Annotated in this window: 13 protein-coding genes; 8 read left to right on the top strand and 5 right to left on the bottom strand. The window is 39.5% G+C overall.

The window, feature by feature from the left end; translation table 11 throughout:
• Positions 1 to 56: 56 nt before the first annotated feature.
• A complete protein-coding gene (gene rluF / locus POV27_RS05050) occupies positions 57 to 839 on the top strand; it encodes a 23S rRNA pseudouridine(2604) synthase RluF (RefSeq protein WP_272861651.1) in 783 nt (260 codons plus the stop codon).
• A gap of 25 nt (positions 840 to 864) precedes the next feature.
• Here the strand turns inward: rluF and POV27_RS05045 are convergent, their stop codons facing one another.
• The 5 genes from POV27_RS05045 to sucC all read right to left on the bottom strand — a co-directional run bounded on the left by POV27_RS05045 (position 865) and on the right by sucC (position 5,512).
• Positions 865 to 2,553 carry a sulfatase family protein gene (locus POV27_RS05045; protein ID WP_272861650.1) on the bottom strand — a complete coding sequence of 563 codons (1,689 nt, stop codon included), beginning with the start codon at positions 2,551 to 2,553 and terminating at the stop codon, positions 865 to 867.
• A gap of 206 nt (positions 2,554 to 2,759) precedes the next feature.
• Positions 2,760 to 3,197: an Hsp20/alpha crystallin family protein gene (locus POV27_RS05040; RefSeq protein ID WP_272861649.1), complete on the bottom strand. Its 438-nt coding sequence runs from the start codon at positions 3,195 to 3,197 to the stop codon at positions 2,760 to 2,762.
• 131 nt (positions 3,198 to 3,328) lie between these two features.
• A complete protein-coding gene (locus POV27_RS05035) occupies positions 3,329 to 3,727 on the bottom strand; it encodes a tellurite resistance TerB family protein (protein ID WP_272861648.1) in 399 nt (132 codons plus the stop codon).
• Positions 3,728 to 3,790: 63 nt separating this feature from the next.
• The gene (locus tag POV27_RS05030; RefSeq protein ID WP_272861647.1) at positions 3,791 to 4,129 is read right to left on the bottom strand and encodes a hypothetical protein; all 339 of its coding nucleotides are present in this window, start codon (positions 4,127 to 4,129) and stop codon (positions 3,791 to 3,793) included.
• Between the two features lie 192 nt (positions 4,130 to 4,321).
• Complete coding sequence (gene sucC, locus POV27_RS05025; protein ID WP_272861646.1) at positions 4,322 to 5,512, bottom strand: ADP-forming succinate--CoA ligase subunit beta; 1,191 nt, start codon at positions 5,510 to 5,512, stop codon at positions 4,322 to 4,324.
• A gap of 380 nt (positions 5,513 to 5,892) precedes the next feature.
• On the opposite strand from sucC, the gene lysA reads away from it, so the two are divergent.
• The 7 genes from lysA to POV27_RS04990 all read left to right on the top strand — a co-directional run bounded on the left by lysA (position 5,893) and on the right by POV27_RS04990 (position 14,726).
• Entirely contained in the window at positions 5,893 to 7,098 is a 1,206-nt protein-coding gene (lysA, locus tag POV27_RS05020) for a diaminopimelate decarboxylase (RefSeq protein ID WP_272861645.1), read from the top strand.
• 73 nt (positions 7,099 to 7,171) lie between these two features.
• Complete coding sequence (locus tag POV27_RS05015) at positions 7,172 to 7,957, top strand: carboxylesterase family protein (protein ID WP_272861644.1); 786 nt, start codon at positions 7,172 to 7,174, stop codon at positions 7,955 to 7,957.
• Between the two features lie 19 nt (positions 7,958 to 7,976).
• Entirely contained in the window at positions 7,977 to 8,390 is a 414-nt protein-coding gene (locus POV27_RS05010) for a hypothetical protein (protein WP_272861643.1), read from the top strand.
• A gap of 21 nt (positions 8,391 to 8,411) precedes the next feature.
• On the top strand, positions 8,412 to 8,861 hold the full coding sequence (locus POV27_RS05005; RefSeq protein ID WP_272861642.1) for an SRPBCC family protein: 450 nt from the start codon (positions 8,412 to 8,414) through the stop codon (positions 8,859 to 8,861).
• Entirely contained in the window at positions 8,862 to 9,998 is a 1,137-nt protein-coding gene (locus POV27_RS05000) for a serine hydrolase (protein ID WP_272861641.1), read from the top strand. It abuts the gene before it with no gap.
• Between the two features lie 819 nt (positions 9,999 to 10,817).
• Positions 10,818 to 12,614, top strand: coding sequence for a tetratricopeptide repeat protein (locus POV27_RS04995; protein ID WP_272861640.1), 1,797 nt, complete (start codon positions 10,818 to 10,820; stop codon positions 12,612 to 12,614).
• Positions 12,615 to 12,863: 249 nt separating this feature from the next.
• The gene (locus tag POV27_RS04990; protein ID WP_272861639.1) at positions 12,864 to 14,726 is read left to right on the top strand and encodes a tetratricopeptide repeat protein; all 1,863 of its coding nucleotides are present in this window, start codon (positions 12,864 to 12,866) and stop codon (positions 14,724 to 14,726) included.
• Positions 14,727 to 15,002 lie beyond the last annotated feature (276 nt).

Here is a 15,002-nt window from a genome sequence, read left to right as displayed (position 1 = left end):
CGACCTGACATTCTAAAAGTTTACCATAAACAAGTACCCGAGGAGACAACATATAAATGAACGATTACCACCCAGATTCCATTCGACTAAATAAGGCCATAAGTGATAGTGGCTTCTGCTCGCGCAGACAGGCAGACAGCTTCATTGAAAAAGGAGAGGTAACCATAAATGGAACCGTCGCAGGTTTGGGCGATAGGGTCATGCCCAATGATGAAATTCGGGTGAAGGGTGCCCTCATTACCGACAATGAGAACCTTGTCTACATCATGCTTAACAAACCTGTTGGAATCACCTGCACTACAGATCAGCGGGTAAAAGGCAATGTGGTAGATTTTATTGGTCACGAGGAGCGTATATTTCACATAGGCCGTTTAGACAAACCCAGTGAAGGACTTTTGTTGATGACCAATGATGGGGACATCGTGAATAAAATCCTTAGGGCCGGTAATAAACACGAAAAAGAATATATCGTAAAGGTAGACCGTCCTATTTCGGATGAATTTATTAGAAGAATGTCCAATGGTGTACCCATTTTGGATACCATTACTAAAAAGTGCAAAGTGGAACGGATAAGCCGTTATGTATTCCGGATCATACTGGTGCAAGGGTTGAACCGTCAAATCCGTCGTATGTGTGAGTACCTGGGTTATGAAGTGACTAGCTTGAAGCGGATCCGTATCATGAACATGAAATTGGGGAACCTTCCCGTGGGTAAATGGAGGGACTTGACCCAGGATGAACTAAAAGGCCTTAAGGCGTCATTACAAGATTCGGATAATAGTTCCTTTGTAGACCAGATGGAAAAAGGAACGGGCGGAAAAAGAAGGAGAAAGAGATAAAATTGAAGGTTTCAAACTACCCCATTTAGATTTCGTAATTGCTCTCCAGATCATTAACCCTTTTCTTTAATTCCTCTTTTAATTCCTTTATTTTATCGGCATATTTTGGGTCATCGATTAAATTATGTTTCTCCTCAGGATCATTTGTTAAATCATAGAATTGATCCGGCTCAAAGAAATGAGGCATATTCGTATAGGCCTCGCACTCTGCCCAATCTCCTCCTGGCACCATAACCAACTGCCCAAAAGGTTTGTTAGGATCTGTATTTATGACTGGACGACCATTTCTTTCCTTAAATCGATTGTACTCATCCAAAATTGCTTTCCGTTTTTTGTACGACAAATCCCTTCCCGACTCTGGATACCTAACGGTATAATATTTAAAACCATCCTTAACAATAGCCCTAGCATATCCCAATTCGTGGTACATGGCTGCTCTTTCTTTGTATTTCTTCTTCTCTAATGCCGATTTAAAACTATAACCATCGAAGTCCGCCGCTCCTTTATAACCTGCATACTCCAGAAGAGTGGGCAAAAAGTCCACGTTACTCACCGGCGTTTCCAAGACATTTCCTACTTTGAAGCCACCACTCCTCCATATAAAGGCTTCCGAATTAATACCCTTTTCATATAGTGACCCTTTCAATTCCTGTCCATGATCATTAAAAAAAACTATAATCGTATTGTCCAGAAGTTCCTCTTGCTCTAGTTTGGCAAATAATGCGCTTAAGGCATCATCCAACCACAACAAATTTTCTTTTTCCCTATCTCGTAACCCTTTTTGTCGCAACCTTACTTTAAGGGACATAACATTTCTATAAGTAGGTTCCAAGCCAGGATCCCCTTTCATCAATTCTTGATAATATTTGTCTATTATGCCTTCATGGCGAGGTAATACATCGGGAGCCTTTTCTAAAATTCCCTTGGGTGTAATTCTCCTATCCGACATCCAAGAACGTTCGGGGATGTGCGGACCATGAGGTAATGTAGTCGCGAAGTAGAGCATAAAGGGTTCGCTTTTATTTTGATCTATAAACTCCAAACCCTTTTCGGTGATCCAATCCATATTATGGCTAGCCAGTTTTCTAACTCCTAACCAATTGGGATTATTATGGTATAGCGCATCTGCATAATCGAACCCGCAATTTCTAATATCTTCTTGGAGCTTCTCGTATTTGTCCTCTAGTCTTTTTTTCACCAAGGAATCATAGGGATCTGCAGCCAAATTTATAGCAGGATATTTTTTCTCCTGGGAGGAACTTTCAATTACGTGATTCTTACCTACAAAACCTGTGTTGTAGCCTAACTCTTTAAAATAATGCCCCATGGTTTTTTGGCCTCCGGGCACTATAAAGCTATTCCATTGGACCACCTTTTGTCCATCATTGCTGGATGTCGTCTTAAGAAAACTCTCGTTGGTAGCCCTGCTAGCATAATTTCCTGTTAAACAACTATACCTACTGGGCGTACAAACAGGAGAAACAACCTTCATATTATCCAGCCACACCCCTTCTAGGGCCAAACGATCTATAGCCGGTGTAAGATTGGCAGGCGCCCCCGAAGTAGTAACCCCTGCGGCAATGTTATTGAACATTTCAGGGTACATATCATCGACAATGAAAAAAATTACATTGGGTTTCTCGGGTTCATTGTTACATCCCAACAGGACACAAAAACCACATAAAGCAATGATTTTCAATGAAATAGACCTCATAACACTTTTTCTTAAGCAATAGGTATTTGCCAACGAATGTAATAATAGACACTTGCTTCGCGAACAACCTATTTCAAATTAATAAAAAGTATTTACAATTGCTTTATTTTCAGGTCAGAAATACGGAAGATTTAATAAAAAAATAACCGCGCATCGATTGAGTAATGCGCGGCCTTTTTCAACTAACTAACCAAATTAAATTTCAATTATGAAATCTCAACCATTTTTTTAATATCTTCTTTCCCTTCTTTTTTAGGAAGTGTGATGGATAAAATTCCATCTGTATATTCAGCTTTTATATCTTCTACGTTCACCGTTTCAGGTAAGGTAAAAGTACGGGTAAACTTACCGTAACTAAATTCTTTTCTAGTAAACTGGTTTTTGTTGTTTTCAGTGTCTGCAGAGTCTCGCTTTGGGGCAAACTTCGAGGACACTTTCAATACATCTTTTTCAATTTCGATAGCAAAATGTTCCTTCTTATAACCGGGAACAGCTAAATCGATGACAAAGGTCGTAAAATTTTCCGAAATATTTACAGCGGGTTTCCTAAAGTTTTCATAATTAGGGACATCCAACCGATTTTCAGTAAAAAATTCATCAAAAATTGATGGAAACCAAAAGTCATTCTTCTTAACTATTTTCATGATATTTTATTGTTTAAAGTTCCTATTATTTTGCAGAGTTTATTGCAAAAGGAATTCCAAACGGGAAAACAGGTCATTTTGTCCGTTTTATGGGGTAAATGAATGACTTTTTGTCTTATTTAGCTATAAAATTAGTTATAGTAGGCCTGGAAAATCTGAATCAATTCCTGAGGAGGGATGACTCTATCTTCATATTTCTCCATTTTCTGAAGAATTTGGTCAATGGCCGCTGGGCGAATACCCATTTTTAAACCGAAGTTCTTTAAAACGATCACTTCATTTTCATGAATTTCGCGATCCACATTCATCACCAATACCAATTTGTGGAAATGTGTAATTCGCTGTAATTCGGATAGAATGGGTTGTGAAGGAATGGGATGCTCCAATAAATCCCTGAAGTCGGCTTCCGAAATTTCCATGCGCTTCGATAAGCGATAAATAAAATCGAACTCCGATTGGGTAAACTTTTCATCGGCCTTGGCTAGGACGATTAAATCACTTAAAAGGGCTTTGCTGTGTTCGTTTTGCATACTTCAAAAATAAAAAATCCCGATGACATGAGCCATCGGGATGTTCTGTTGTTTTTGAAAAACCTACTTACCGGAGATTAATCTAATCGGCACTTTATACTTTTTACCTTCGTCCAATTTGTTGGAAAGCTTCTGGTAATTCAGTCTGCTCTTCACAAATCGCTCAATTCTTTGGTTATCTGTATCTACAGAAAGTACTACCAATTCGCCATCTTCATTGAACATGACTACGGCAGTGGTGTTAATCTCTTTTTTAATCTCAAAAGAAGGGTTCTCTAAAAGGTACCCAATTTCTTCAGTTACGGTCGTCGGTTTTTTCTTGTCTACCAAGCCATTGCTTGCAGATAAAGTGGTAGCTACTAATAGCACCATGGCTAACATAATTGATTTGATTGTTTTCATAACAGTTCGTTTTATGATGAATAATTAAGTGATTGATGAACACCTATATAGACGATAGCTTTGGAAGAAATGTTACTCGACCATGCTCATTTTAACTATTTATTAACCGACGTTAACCTTGCTTAACACAAAAGCATAAAAAAACCCTTGTTTTGATAACAAGGGCTTCTTTTATATATATTTTCTGAACTGTTATGCCAGTACCGCCTGAACTTTATCGGCAGCTTCCTGAAACTGAATCGCAGATTGCACATCCAATCCACTGTTGTCGATCAATTCCTTCGCAATATCCGCATTGGTTCCTTGCAAGCGCACGATGATCGGCACGTTGATGGTTCCCATGTTTTTGTAAGCATCTACAATTCCTTGGGCTACACGATCGCAACGTACAATTCCCCCGAAGATATTTACCAGAATAGCTTTTACATTAGGATCCTTAAGGATTAAGTTGAAAGCCGTTTCCACACGCTCAGCATCGGCTGTTCCTCCAACATCCAAGAAGTTAGCTGGCTCTCCACCTGCTTGCTTAATAAGATCCATGGTTGCCATGGCCAATCCTGCTCCGTTTACCATACAGCCTACATTACCATCAAGATCAACGTAGTTTAATCCTACTTCTCCCGCTTCTACTTCCACTGGGTTTTCCTCACGCTTATCGCGCATTGCCAGATAATCTTTGTGACGGTACAACGCATTTCCATCTAAAGTTACCTTGGCATCTACGGCTATTACCTTATCATCACTGGTCTTTAAAACCGGATTGATTTCAAATAAGGAAGAATCCGACTTAACGTATGCCGTGTATAATGCGTTCACAAACTTTACCATCCCTTTAAAAGCCGTTCCGCTCAATCCGAGATTAAAAGCAATTCTTCTCGCTTGGAAAGGCAACAAACCTGTCGCGGGATCGATCTCCTCCGTAAAGATAAGGTGTGGGGTTTCTTCGGCAACAGTTTCAATGTCCATTCCTCCCTCAGTAGAATACATAATCATATTCTTACCGGTTGCACGATTTAGCAATACACTCATGTAATACTCTTCCGGCTCACTGTCGCCAGGATAATAAACGTCCTCTGCAACCAACACTTGATGCACTTTCTTTCCTTCCGCACTGGTTTGTGGTGTAATTAGGTTCATCCCAATAATCTGGCCAGCCAATTCCTTCACCTCATCCAAATTCTTGGCTAATTTTACACCTCCACCTTTTCCGCGTCCACCTGCATGAACCTGGGCTTTGATTACATGCCACCCGGTTCCGGTATCTTCGGTTAATTTTTTTGCTGCTTCCACAGCTTCATCCGCAGTTTGTGCTACAATACCACGTTGGATTTCTACTCCAAAACTGTTCAATATCTGTTTTCCTTGATATTCGTGTAAGTTCATTGTGCGTCTATTTTTTTAGCAGCCACAAAAGTAATAAATGTTGTCGAGAGAATGTGTTTGAAAAGGTGATTTTTGTGGGTTGGTGGGTTGATTCGTCGATTTTTTGATTTTTTGATTTGTTGATGGATTGAAACGTTTGACTGTTTAATCGTTGAAATGCTTAATTGAATAACATCTTGCTCCTCACTCCTCACTCATCACTCTTCACTCATCACTCTTCACCCTTCACTCCTCACCCTTCGCTCTTCACCCTTCACTCTTCACCCCTCACTTCCACCTCCTTTCACAAAATTTTATGCCGCCATCTCCTTTTAATTGAATCTTACCTACTACTTTTACAGCTTCAAAAATTTTTAAACCTTTAAAAAACCTGAGTTAAAATGACAAATCAAGACCTTTTAGCGATCGCTCGGGAGTTCGGAAGTCCCGTGTACGTGTATGATGCCCAAAAAATGGCAGGGCAGTATAAACGCTTACAAGATGCCTTCAAAAAGGTCAAACAGGTTAAAATAAATTATGCAGTAAAAGCACTTTCCAACATTAGCGTATTGAAATACTTGAAATCATTGGGAGCGGGTATGGATACGGTCTCCATTCAAGAAGTACGGCTGGCATTGGAAGCAGGTACAGCACCTGAAGATATTATTTATACACCCAATGGCGTTTCATTGGAAGAAATAGAAACCGCAGTAACATTAGGTGTACAGATAAACATCGATAATCTTTCCATACTGGAACAGTTCGGGGCCAAATATCCGAGCGTCCCTGTATGCATCCGCATAAACCCCCATGTAATGGCGGGCGGTAACACCAATATTTCAGTAGGGCATATTGACAGTAAGTTTGGTATTTCCATTCATCAATTACCCCATATCAATCGAATTGTGGAAAACACGGGGATGCGAATTAACGGCATTCACATGCATACGGGAAGTGATATTCTTGATATCGATGTGTTCTTGTATGCTTCAGAAATTTTATTCGATACGGCTAAGCATTTCAGCGAATTGGAATTTATTGATTTCGGAAGTGGATTCAAGGTTCCCTACAAAGAAGGAGACATTGAAACCAATGTAGAAGAAATGGGGAAGAAACTGAGCAAACGTTTCAATGAGTTCTGTAAAGAATATGGCAAAGAACTTACCTTGGCTTTCGAGCCTGGAAAGTTTTTGGTGAGCGAGGCAGGAAAATTTCTGGTGCAAGTGAATGTAGTGAAGCAAACCACCTCTACCGTTTTTGCCCAAGTGGACAGTGGATTCAACCATTTAATTCGCCCCATGTTGTATGGCAGCAGACATGAAATTGCAAACATTAGCCACACCAATGGCCGCGAGCGCTTTTATAGTGTGGTAGGGTATATCTGTGAAACGGACACCTTTGCAAACAATCGAAGAATCTCCGAAATAAGCGAGGGGGATATCCTTGCCTTCAGCAATGCCGGGGCTTATTGTTTTAGCATGGCGAGCAACTACAATAGTCGCTACCGTCCGGCCGAAGTACTTTGGTATAATGACAAAGCCCATCTCATTAGAAAACGGGAAACATTCGACGACCTGATTAAAAATCAGGTTGCCGTAGCGTTATAGCATAAGCCCTCAGATGAGGGCTTTTTTTATGGTTTTCAATTATTTGAAGTACATTTAGGGAAACATCTTATCGATGAATAGTAGACTTCGACTTTTCCTCCTTCCTTTACTCCTGCTTATTTTTGGTTCGGGTGTGGCACAAACAAAACCTACATACGAGAAGGAACTTTTCGTTTCGCAAAAGGATACGCTCCCCTATCGTATTCTATTTCCAAAAGACTTTAATGAACAAAAGTCATATCCACTACTCGTTTTCCTACATGGCTCTGGCGAACGTGGAAATGACAATGAAGCCCAGTTGGTGCATGGTTCGTATTTATTTTTGGAAGCATCCGTTCGTAAGACGTATCCCGCTATCGTCGTTTTTCCACAATGCCCTACAGGCAAGTCTTGGAACAATGCCACAACAAGGGAATCTTTTCAAGGACGTATTTTTGATTACCCTGAAACGATTGAAGAGAATGAAACCCTGGATCTTCTGGAAGGCTTGCTCAAAGATATTCAGCAAAGACATCTTATAGACGAACAGAGAATATATCTAGGTGGATTGTCTATGGGCGGCATGGGTACTTTTGAAATGCTCCACAGAAACCCGGAGCTTTTTGCGGCAGCATTCGCCATTTGTGGGGGTGCCAATCCCAAAATTGCCGAAAAGATCAAAGACACTCCTATTTGGATTTTTCATGGAAAAAAGGACGATGTCGTTCCTGCACACTATTCAGAGAAAATGCACGAAGCCTTAAAAGCTGCAGGGGGGAATTCTACAATCACCTTATATCCTAAAGTGAAACATGATAGTTGGACAAATACTTTTGAAGAGCCACAGCTTTTACCTTGGCTTTTTTCAAAATCTCTATAACTAACCAAAACCACCTGACATGAAAAACTTGTATTATCTAGGCATTGCCATTGGACTAGGGCTTCTTATCTATTTCTACGGATTCAATTTTGATAATATGTCCGAGACAGAACTCGTAAATGCAGTTCTATATTGGTATGTTCCCCTCATATTCGGAATTTATGGTATCGCGGCACTTTACATTAAAAAGAAGATGAAGGATCACAGCTTGAGTCCCGTTAAGTATGTTTTTTCTGGCAAAGACGGCGCGTTAATTATTCTGGTAGCGCTCATTGGCTGTGGCGGATTGATAGGCCTTTTTCTCTTTCTCATCCCCTTAGCCTTGGTGAAGGTAGCGGATATGCGATTTGACTTGAAAGTAGCCCTTTTGGGGACTGCGCTGTGCCTATTGCTATTATATTTATTCTTCAAGGTATTATGGCCTGCGCTATAAATTCAATAAAAAATCGAAGTCATGAAATTCACTTGTACAATAGAAATTGATCGGCCACAACAGAAGGTTGCCGAATTATTTGCCGATCCTAATTATCTGAAGGAATACCAAGATACCTTTATAAGCAAGGAATTGCTTGAGGGCGAGGAAGGGAAAGCTGGAGCTAAGTCTAAAATGCTATACAAACAAGGAAAGAAAGGGCGAATGGAGCTAACGGAAACCATTTTGGAAAACAACCTCCCCCATTCCTTTTTAGGGCAGTACCACCACAAAGACATGGACAATACCATGCGCTGTGAATTCATCCCGTTAAGCGATTCCCGAACGCGTTACATTTCAGAAATAGAGTACACCGCTTTTAGAGGGTTTATGCCAAAGCTGTTCGCCAAGCTATTTCCGGGATTGTTCAAAAAACAGGTGCAGAAGTGGCTGGATAATTTTAAGGCATTTGCCGAAAAACAGGATGCCTAAATGAAATATGTCTTTTTTCTAATATGCCTAGGAATCTTTACGGTTGCCTGTAATAATGAACCGCAAAGTCCACTGGACATTGCTTTACAAAGTGAGCATCCCGCGATTTCAAAGGTTATGGAAAGGAGTGATTATTTCGAAGTTCAGATCTTATATACTCAAATTGAAAGGGATTCAACAGGAAAAGTTTCATTTAAGGACCATTCCTTTCGGTTAGATAGCACGCATTATTTCTATCCGGCAAGTACGGTGAAGTTTCCTACCGCGGTTCTGGCCTTAGAGATCATAGAGCCTTCCCATAAACTACACACCAATTCCACCTACTATCTTTCTCAAGATACGGTACCTCATTCCATTGCGGACGACGTTCGGCAAATATTTACCGTAAGTGACAATGCCGCCAATAATCGCTTGTACGAGCTAATGGGCCGGGACTATATAAATGGAAAATTGACCAGCAAAGGAATTCCTTCTGTACGCATTGCACATAGACTATCTGTAGCACGTGCTTCGTACCCCAGATTGGATACCCTTCGATTTACATACCAAGATACTTTTATTACTTGGGCCGCGGTTCCAGATTCTCCTTTATATCCGCTGGATCATAATAAGTTCGATGGATTGAAAAAAGGAAAGGGTTTCATGAGAAACGACTCTTTAATCGACCAACCTATGGACTTCTCCGAGAAGAATCATTTTCCATTGCAAGCACAGCATGAATTAATGAAGCGGATTTTCTTCCCTGAAAATTTCGAGGTATCCGAACGTATTCAAATTTCTGAAGCGACCTTACAGTTACTTAAAAAGCATATGCACTTAGTACCCAGAAAAAATGGATATGAAGAAAGTGACTATTATGATGGGTACTGTAAATTCTTTCTATTTGGCGATACCAAAGAACGCATCCCAGATCATATTAAGATATACAACAAAGTGGGGTATGCCTATGGCACGCTGACAGATACCGCTTATATCGTAGATGAAAAAGAAGGAATCGACTTTTTACTCTCGGCAACGATTTTGGTAAACCAGAATGGCATTTTTAATGATGATACTTACGAATACGATGAGATTGGGATTCCGTTTCTGGCACAATTGGGTAGGGAAATCCATCGTCAAGAAAAAATGGAAAAGTAGTATTTAGTCAGGTAGATTCCTTCCAAAAAGCCGAATCAATAAAGCATGATACGGATTCTTCCTGTTCCATCTTTTACCCGACGCCCTCGCACGTCTTATCTTCCCAAGTGTATGGACAGCGTGTATAAACACGAGGGAAACTACAATGGCAATTATGAAATAAACAACTTCTGAATTCACAAGAATTGCATTTTCGCGGGCTAAAATCCCAAAAAAATTAACAATTTGGAAATATTAACATCATTTTTTTTATAAAATCGTAAAATTGATGTAAAAAAGTGAGTTAATATACTGTCTTAGCATAACCATTAAAAAACAAAACCCCGATTCTCATCGGGGTTTCCACCAAATCACTAATAGCCATGTGTATTAGCGCAAAACTCAACCGCGATTAAGCATAGGTCGAGTATTTTTTTAAAATTCTGAGTCTCTACGTTCTTTTGGCATTTCCAAGCGATCGGAAAACAAAAGAAACACCCATTTAATAAATCTTGTAAACATGATCATGGAGATTATTCCAATTGAGTTAGTACTGGTCACCCTTCTTTTCTTTTAATCAGGCACCCTAATCATCTACTGAGTGCATTTCATACAGTGACTCGTGTTACACAAGTATTTATCTATTTGGGATTGCTAAGATGATGGTAAATTGCTTATTAAAAGAAATATGTACTTACTAATAATTTACTCTAGTAAGATTCGAGTAAGCAAATATCGTATGTTTACGTAAAGCGCCAAATGCTTATGTTTGGGATAACCAGAAACCTAATACTCTTTTCCTTAAGTCTTCTTTGCGTCCATGGTATGGCACAAAACAATTTGCAGCACGTTAAAGAGGTTGCAAATGGGAATCCGTTGCAATTGGAATCTACAAATGCGTTAAAAAACCTTATATACCTTTATACCTATAGAGAACGAAACAGTGACAGCATTTTTAAATATGCTAAAGTTCTGGAGCAAGCTGCTCAATTGCAAAACGACAGTCTATTATTCGCAGAAGCATATTTGGGATATGGTGCGGCCCATTCCCTAGAAGCTAGTTATAATGATGCCCTGAGCAATGCGAAAAAAGCCCTCAGCATTTTCGAGAAGCACGAAGTAGATCATAAAGTAGCTTCCGCACAAATTGTATTAGGGAGAACCCATCTTTCTCTTTTTGAGAATAAGGAAGCGATGTTGTACTACAAAAAAGCAAAAATGAATGCCGTGGGTTCGGATCGTATTTTGGTTCATTTGGGTCTTGCAAGAAGTTATAGCTTACTGATTGACAAGGAATCCAGTCTACGCCATTTTAAAACGGCATTCGATCTTACCCATGATCTTGCGGATGACACGTTCTTGTTCGATATATACAATGGCATTGCCGGATCACTTGATCATAAAGAAGATTATGAACAAGTAATCAATTCTCTGGAAAATGCCATTGAAATTGCTGAGAAACAAAACAGCCCTTCAAAACAGGTCGTAGGCTATCATAACCTGGGCATTGCACTTAATGCCAATAACAAATTCGAAGAGGCTAAACCCATTTTTGAAAAAACAATCGCACTGTTCCCAAAAATAAGCGACCAATACGTTATAGGCTCTACATATAGGCAATACGCCCAAACCCATTTGGAATTAGGTGATATAAGGGAAGCCACTAGATACCTAGATCTAGCAGAAGCGATTTACAAAAAGATAAATCCCAATCGCTTATGGGCCATTATTACCATCCGCGCTCATATTACATATAGCGTTGGTAAATTCGATGAAGCCATAGCGCTCCTCCAAGAATCCATAGAGATGACTAAAAAACAAGGAGCACTAATGACCTTGAGCGAATGTTATATAACACTTTCGGAATGGCTCGAATACCAAGGATATGTTTCGGAATCCCTGGAAGCCTTGAAAAATTACAAGGCTGTTAAGGACAGTCTTTTCAACCAAAATAAGGGTCGGGAAATCGAAGCCTTAAAAACACAATTCGAAATTGCCCACTATGAACAGGATTTATTGGTAAAGGACCAGGAGTTGGCCATTTTAGACTCCAAGCAAAAGGCCAGCAAGTACAGAAACATACTATTTGTGTGTATTGCTATTGGGCTGTCTATTTTCTTTTATCGGGAACGAAAAATCAATAAAATGAACAAATCGGCCATTGCCACGGAAAAAGAACTTAGCCGCTTAAAGGAAGCCCGGATCGATTACAGTAAACGAGAGATTACCGAATATGCCATACACATATTCGAATACAACAAGCTCCTTGATGCCTGCCTGTCTCAAATAAAAACATTGAAGCGCCGGGCAAAGGAGGATACCGTCAAGAAAGGCCTGACCGACCTCCAATTCTTTATTAAGGACAATATGGATATTAATAAGGAAAAAGTAACCCTAGATATGAAGGTGAAAAGCGAACAAGAAGATTTCACCTTTAAACTTAAAAGTAAGTATCCCGACCTAAGCAAAAAGGAAATCCAGGTAGCGATTTATGCCTTATTGAACATGACATCAAAGCAAGCGGCTAACCAGATGGGAATCAAGGAACAATCTGTCTACAACTACAGGTTATCCCTACGTAAAAAATTAGGAATATCGAGCGATACGAATTTGGCCGAATTCCTGAAAAAAATATAATCTTCAAAGGGATGTTGCCGAAATTTTTAGGTAAACCTTGCAGTTTTTTATACTAGCCAAATTTCAGGAAATCACGTGAAATGCGCACTTTACACAACCACCGCTACTAATCAAGAAATTGCCTACGCAAGATTACTCAAGACTTACTAAATTCCCACAATAATAGGAAGTTACGATTTGCCTACTTAAGTAATATAAAAGTAAGTAAAGAAAAACAGCCCGCCTAACCTCTCAAAATGCCTCGACAAAATGACTCGATCCCTCCTCCTCACCCTCTTTGTTCTAGTACATACATTCACGATAGCCCAAGATGACATTAGTTCAGCCAAGAGAACACTAGAAAAGAACAGCCAATCTAATGAAGTTGTCAACGCCCTGAAAGAAATTATAACGTATTACGGTCGGGTATCACCTAATGCCGATAGTACGTTCATTTATTCAAAACGGCTGGAAGACATTGCTCGTTCCCAAAAAGACAGCTTACTATTTGCCGAAGCCTATCTTGGATATAGTCGTTATCACTACATCCAATCTAATCTGGATTCCGTCATTGATTATAGCGGGCGTGCTATAGGTATTTTCGATCGGTATGCTGTAAAAGAGCGAAAGGCAGCTACTCAAATCGTTCTTGGAAACGCCCACTTCCTTCTTTATAATGATTACGAGGCGCTTAGTGTTCTAACAAGTGCTGCTCCCCATACTGTTTCGATCGATCGCATTCTAGTAAACGTTTCGCTAGGTTTGGTAAGTACACAGACCAATGATTTTGAATCTGCCATATTTTATTTTAACGAAGCTTATAAAATCTCGAATGAGTTACAAAACGACACCTATCTCTATGAAATATACAGTGGTCAGTCGGTAATACAAACACGTACGGGAGATAATGAAGCCGCAAAGGCATCCTTAAAAAATGCTTTGCTTATTGCTGAAAAGCAAGAATACTTTATGGGGCAAGCCATGTCATTACACAATATGGGGCTTCTACATTACCGAAAGGGCGATTACGGTAAGGCTAAATCTTGTTATGACAAAACCATTGACCTTTTCTCTAAGATAGACAGTCCCTATATGAAGGGCTCCCTTTACAGATCTTACGCAGACATGCTTGTGGACATGGACAAGATAGAAGAAGCCCAGTATTATGTAGAAATGTGTGAAACCATCTTTGAACATTCATCCCCAGCCAAACTTTGTTATTCGGAAGCCCTGAGAGGACGCATCGCCCGAAAACTGGAAAGACCAAAGGAAGGGCTCGATAGATTTCATAAAGCTATCGAAATTGCCGAAGAGAATGGTATTTCTGAAGTATTAACGCACAGCTATATGGAGATATCCCAAATTCACGAATCCTTAGGGAACTATTCCGCTTCCCTAGCCTATTTCAAGGAATACGAAAGATTCAAGGATAGCATCTCTAAATTGAACAAAACAAGAGACATTGAAGGATTAAAGATGCAGTTCGATATTGCCCAGTATGAACAGGATCTACTAGTGAAAGACCAGAAGCTCGCCATTTTAGATTCTAAACAGAAAGCCAGTAATTACAGAAATGTACTGTTCGGTTTCTTGGCTTTCGGAATGCTACTCTTCGTATATAGACAACGTAAGATCAATAAAATGAACAAAGCTGCTTTCGAAACGGAAAAAGAACTCAGTCGTTTAAAGGAAGCACAGATAGACCATAGTAAAAAGGAGATTACGGAATATGCCATTCATATCAACGAATACAATAAATTACTGGATACTTGTCTTTCGAAAATACGATTCCTGAAACGTAGCACCAAAGAAGATTCGGTTAAGAGCGGACTGACCGAACTTCAGTTTTACATTAAAGACAAAACAGAGGTAAATAAAGAAAAAGTCGCTTTAGATATGAAGGTAAAGAACGAACAAGAAGATTTCACTTTCAATCTCAAAAGCAAATTCCCAGATCTAAGCCAGAAAGAAATTCAGGTGGCCATCTATACGATACTCAACATGACTTCGAAACAGGCGGCACACCAAATGGGGATTAAAGAACAATCCGTTTATAATTATAGATTAACCCTAAGAAAGAAATTAGGGCTTTCCAAAGACACCAACTTATCCAATTTTCTTAAGGAACTCTAGCGTTTATACGTTAGCCGGAAATTCCGATAGCCGAATCGAGTAAAAAGTATCCCCAAATACCTAGGAGCACTCGGTTATCTCCATGAAAAAAAGATAAAAATCCACCACTTAGAAACCATATAATATTTTGTTTAACAGTGATTTACAATTGAATTGAAGCAAATGTATAACGAATTGAATATCAGCTATGTTAAATGACTTACTTTAAACTTACTATAGTAAGCAAAAAGTAAGGAAATAGTGTAAGTTTACCCGTCAACCAAGTCCAAATGCCAT

It is taken from the genome of Aureisphaera galaxeae (genome assembly GCF_028561275.1).
GTDB classification, from domain to species: Bacteria; Bacteroidota; Bacteroidia; order Flavobacteriales; family Flavobacteriaceae; genus Aureisphaera; species Aureisphaera galaxeae.
This window is presented reverse-complemented; position numbering and strand designations above follow the sequence as displayed.

What these genes read in the sequence shown, in the direction of transcription:
- POV27_RS05030 (WP_272861647.1), bottom strand. Translation starts at nt 4,129, where the DNA reads ATGAAAACAATCAAATCAATTATGTTAGCCATGGTGCTATTAGTAGCT.
- POV27_RS05000 (WP_272861641.1), top strand. Translation starts at nt 8,862, where the DNA reads ATGAAATATGTCTTTTTTCTAATATGCCTAGGAATCTTTACGGTTGCC.
- POV27_RS05005 (WP_272861642.1), top strand. Translation starts at nt 8,412, where the DNA reads ATGAAATTCACTTGTACAATAGAAATTGATCGGCCACAACAGAAGGTT.
- POV27_RS05015 (WP_272861644.1), top strand. Translation starts at nt 7,172, where the DNA reads ATGAATAGTAGACTTCGACTTTTCCTCCTTCCTTTACTCCTGCTTATT.
- POV27_RS05010 (WP_272861643.1), top strand. Translation starts at nt 7,977, where the DNA reads ATGAAAAACTTGTATTATCTAGGCATTGCCATTGGACTAGGGCTTCTT.
- rluF (WP_272861651.1), top strand. Translation starts at nt 57, where the DNA reads ATGAACGATTACCACCCAGATTCCATTCGACTAAATAAGGCCATAAGT.
- POV27_RS05040 (WP_272861649.1), bottom strand. Translation starts at nt 3,197, where the DNA reads ATGAAAATAGTTAAGAAGAATGACTTTTGGTTTCCATCAATTTTTGAT.
- POV27_RS05035 (WP_272861648.1), bottom strand. Translation starts at nt 3,727, where the DNA reads ATGCAAAACGAACACAGCAAAGCCCTTTTAAGTGATTTAATCGTCCTA.
- lysA (WP_272861645.1), top strand. Translation starts at nt 5,893, where the DNA reads ATGACAAATCAAGACCTTTTAGCGATCGCTCGGGAGTTCGGAAGTCCC.
- POV27_RS04990 (WP_272861639.1), top strand. Translation starts at nt 12,864, where the DNA reads ATGACTCGATCCCTCCTCCTCACCCTCTTTGTTCTAGTACATACATTC.
- sucC (WP_272861646.1), bottom strand. Translation starts at nt 5,512, where the DNA reads ATGAACTTACACGAATATCAAGGAAAACAGATATTGAACAGTTTTGGA.
- POV27_RS05045 (WP_272861650.1), bottom strand. Translation starts at nt 2,553, where the DNA reads ATGAGGTCTATTTCATTGAAAATCATTGCTTTATGTGGTTTTTGTGTC.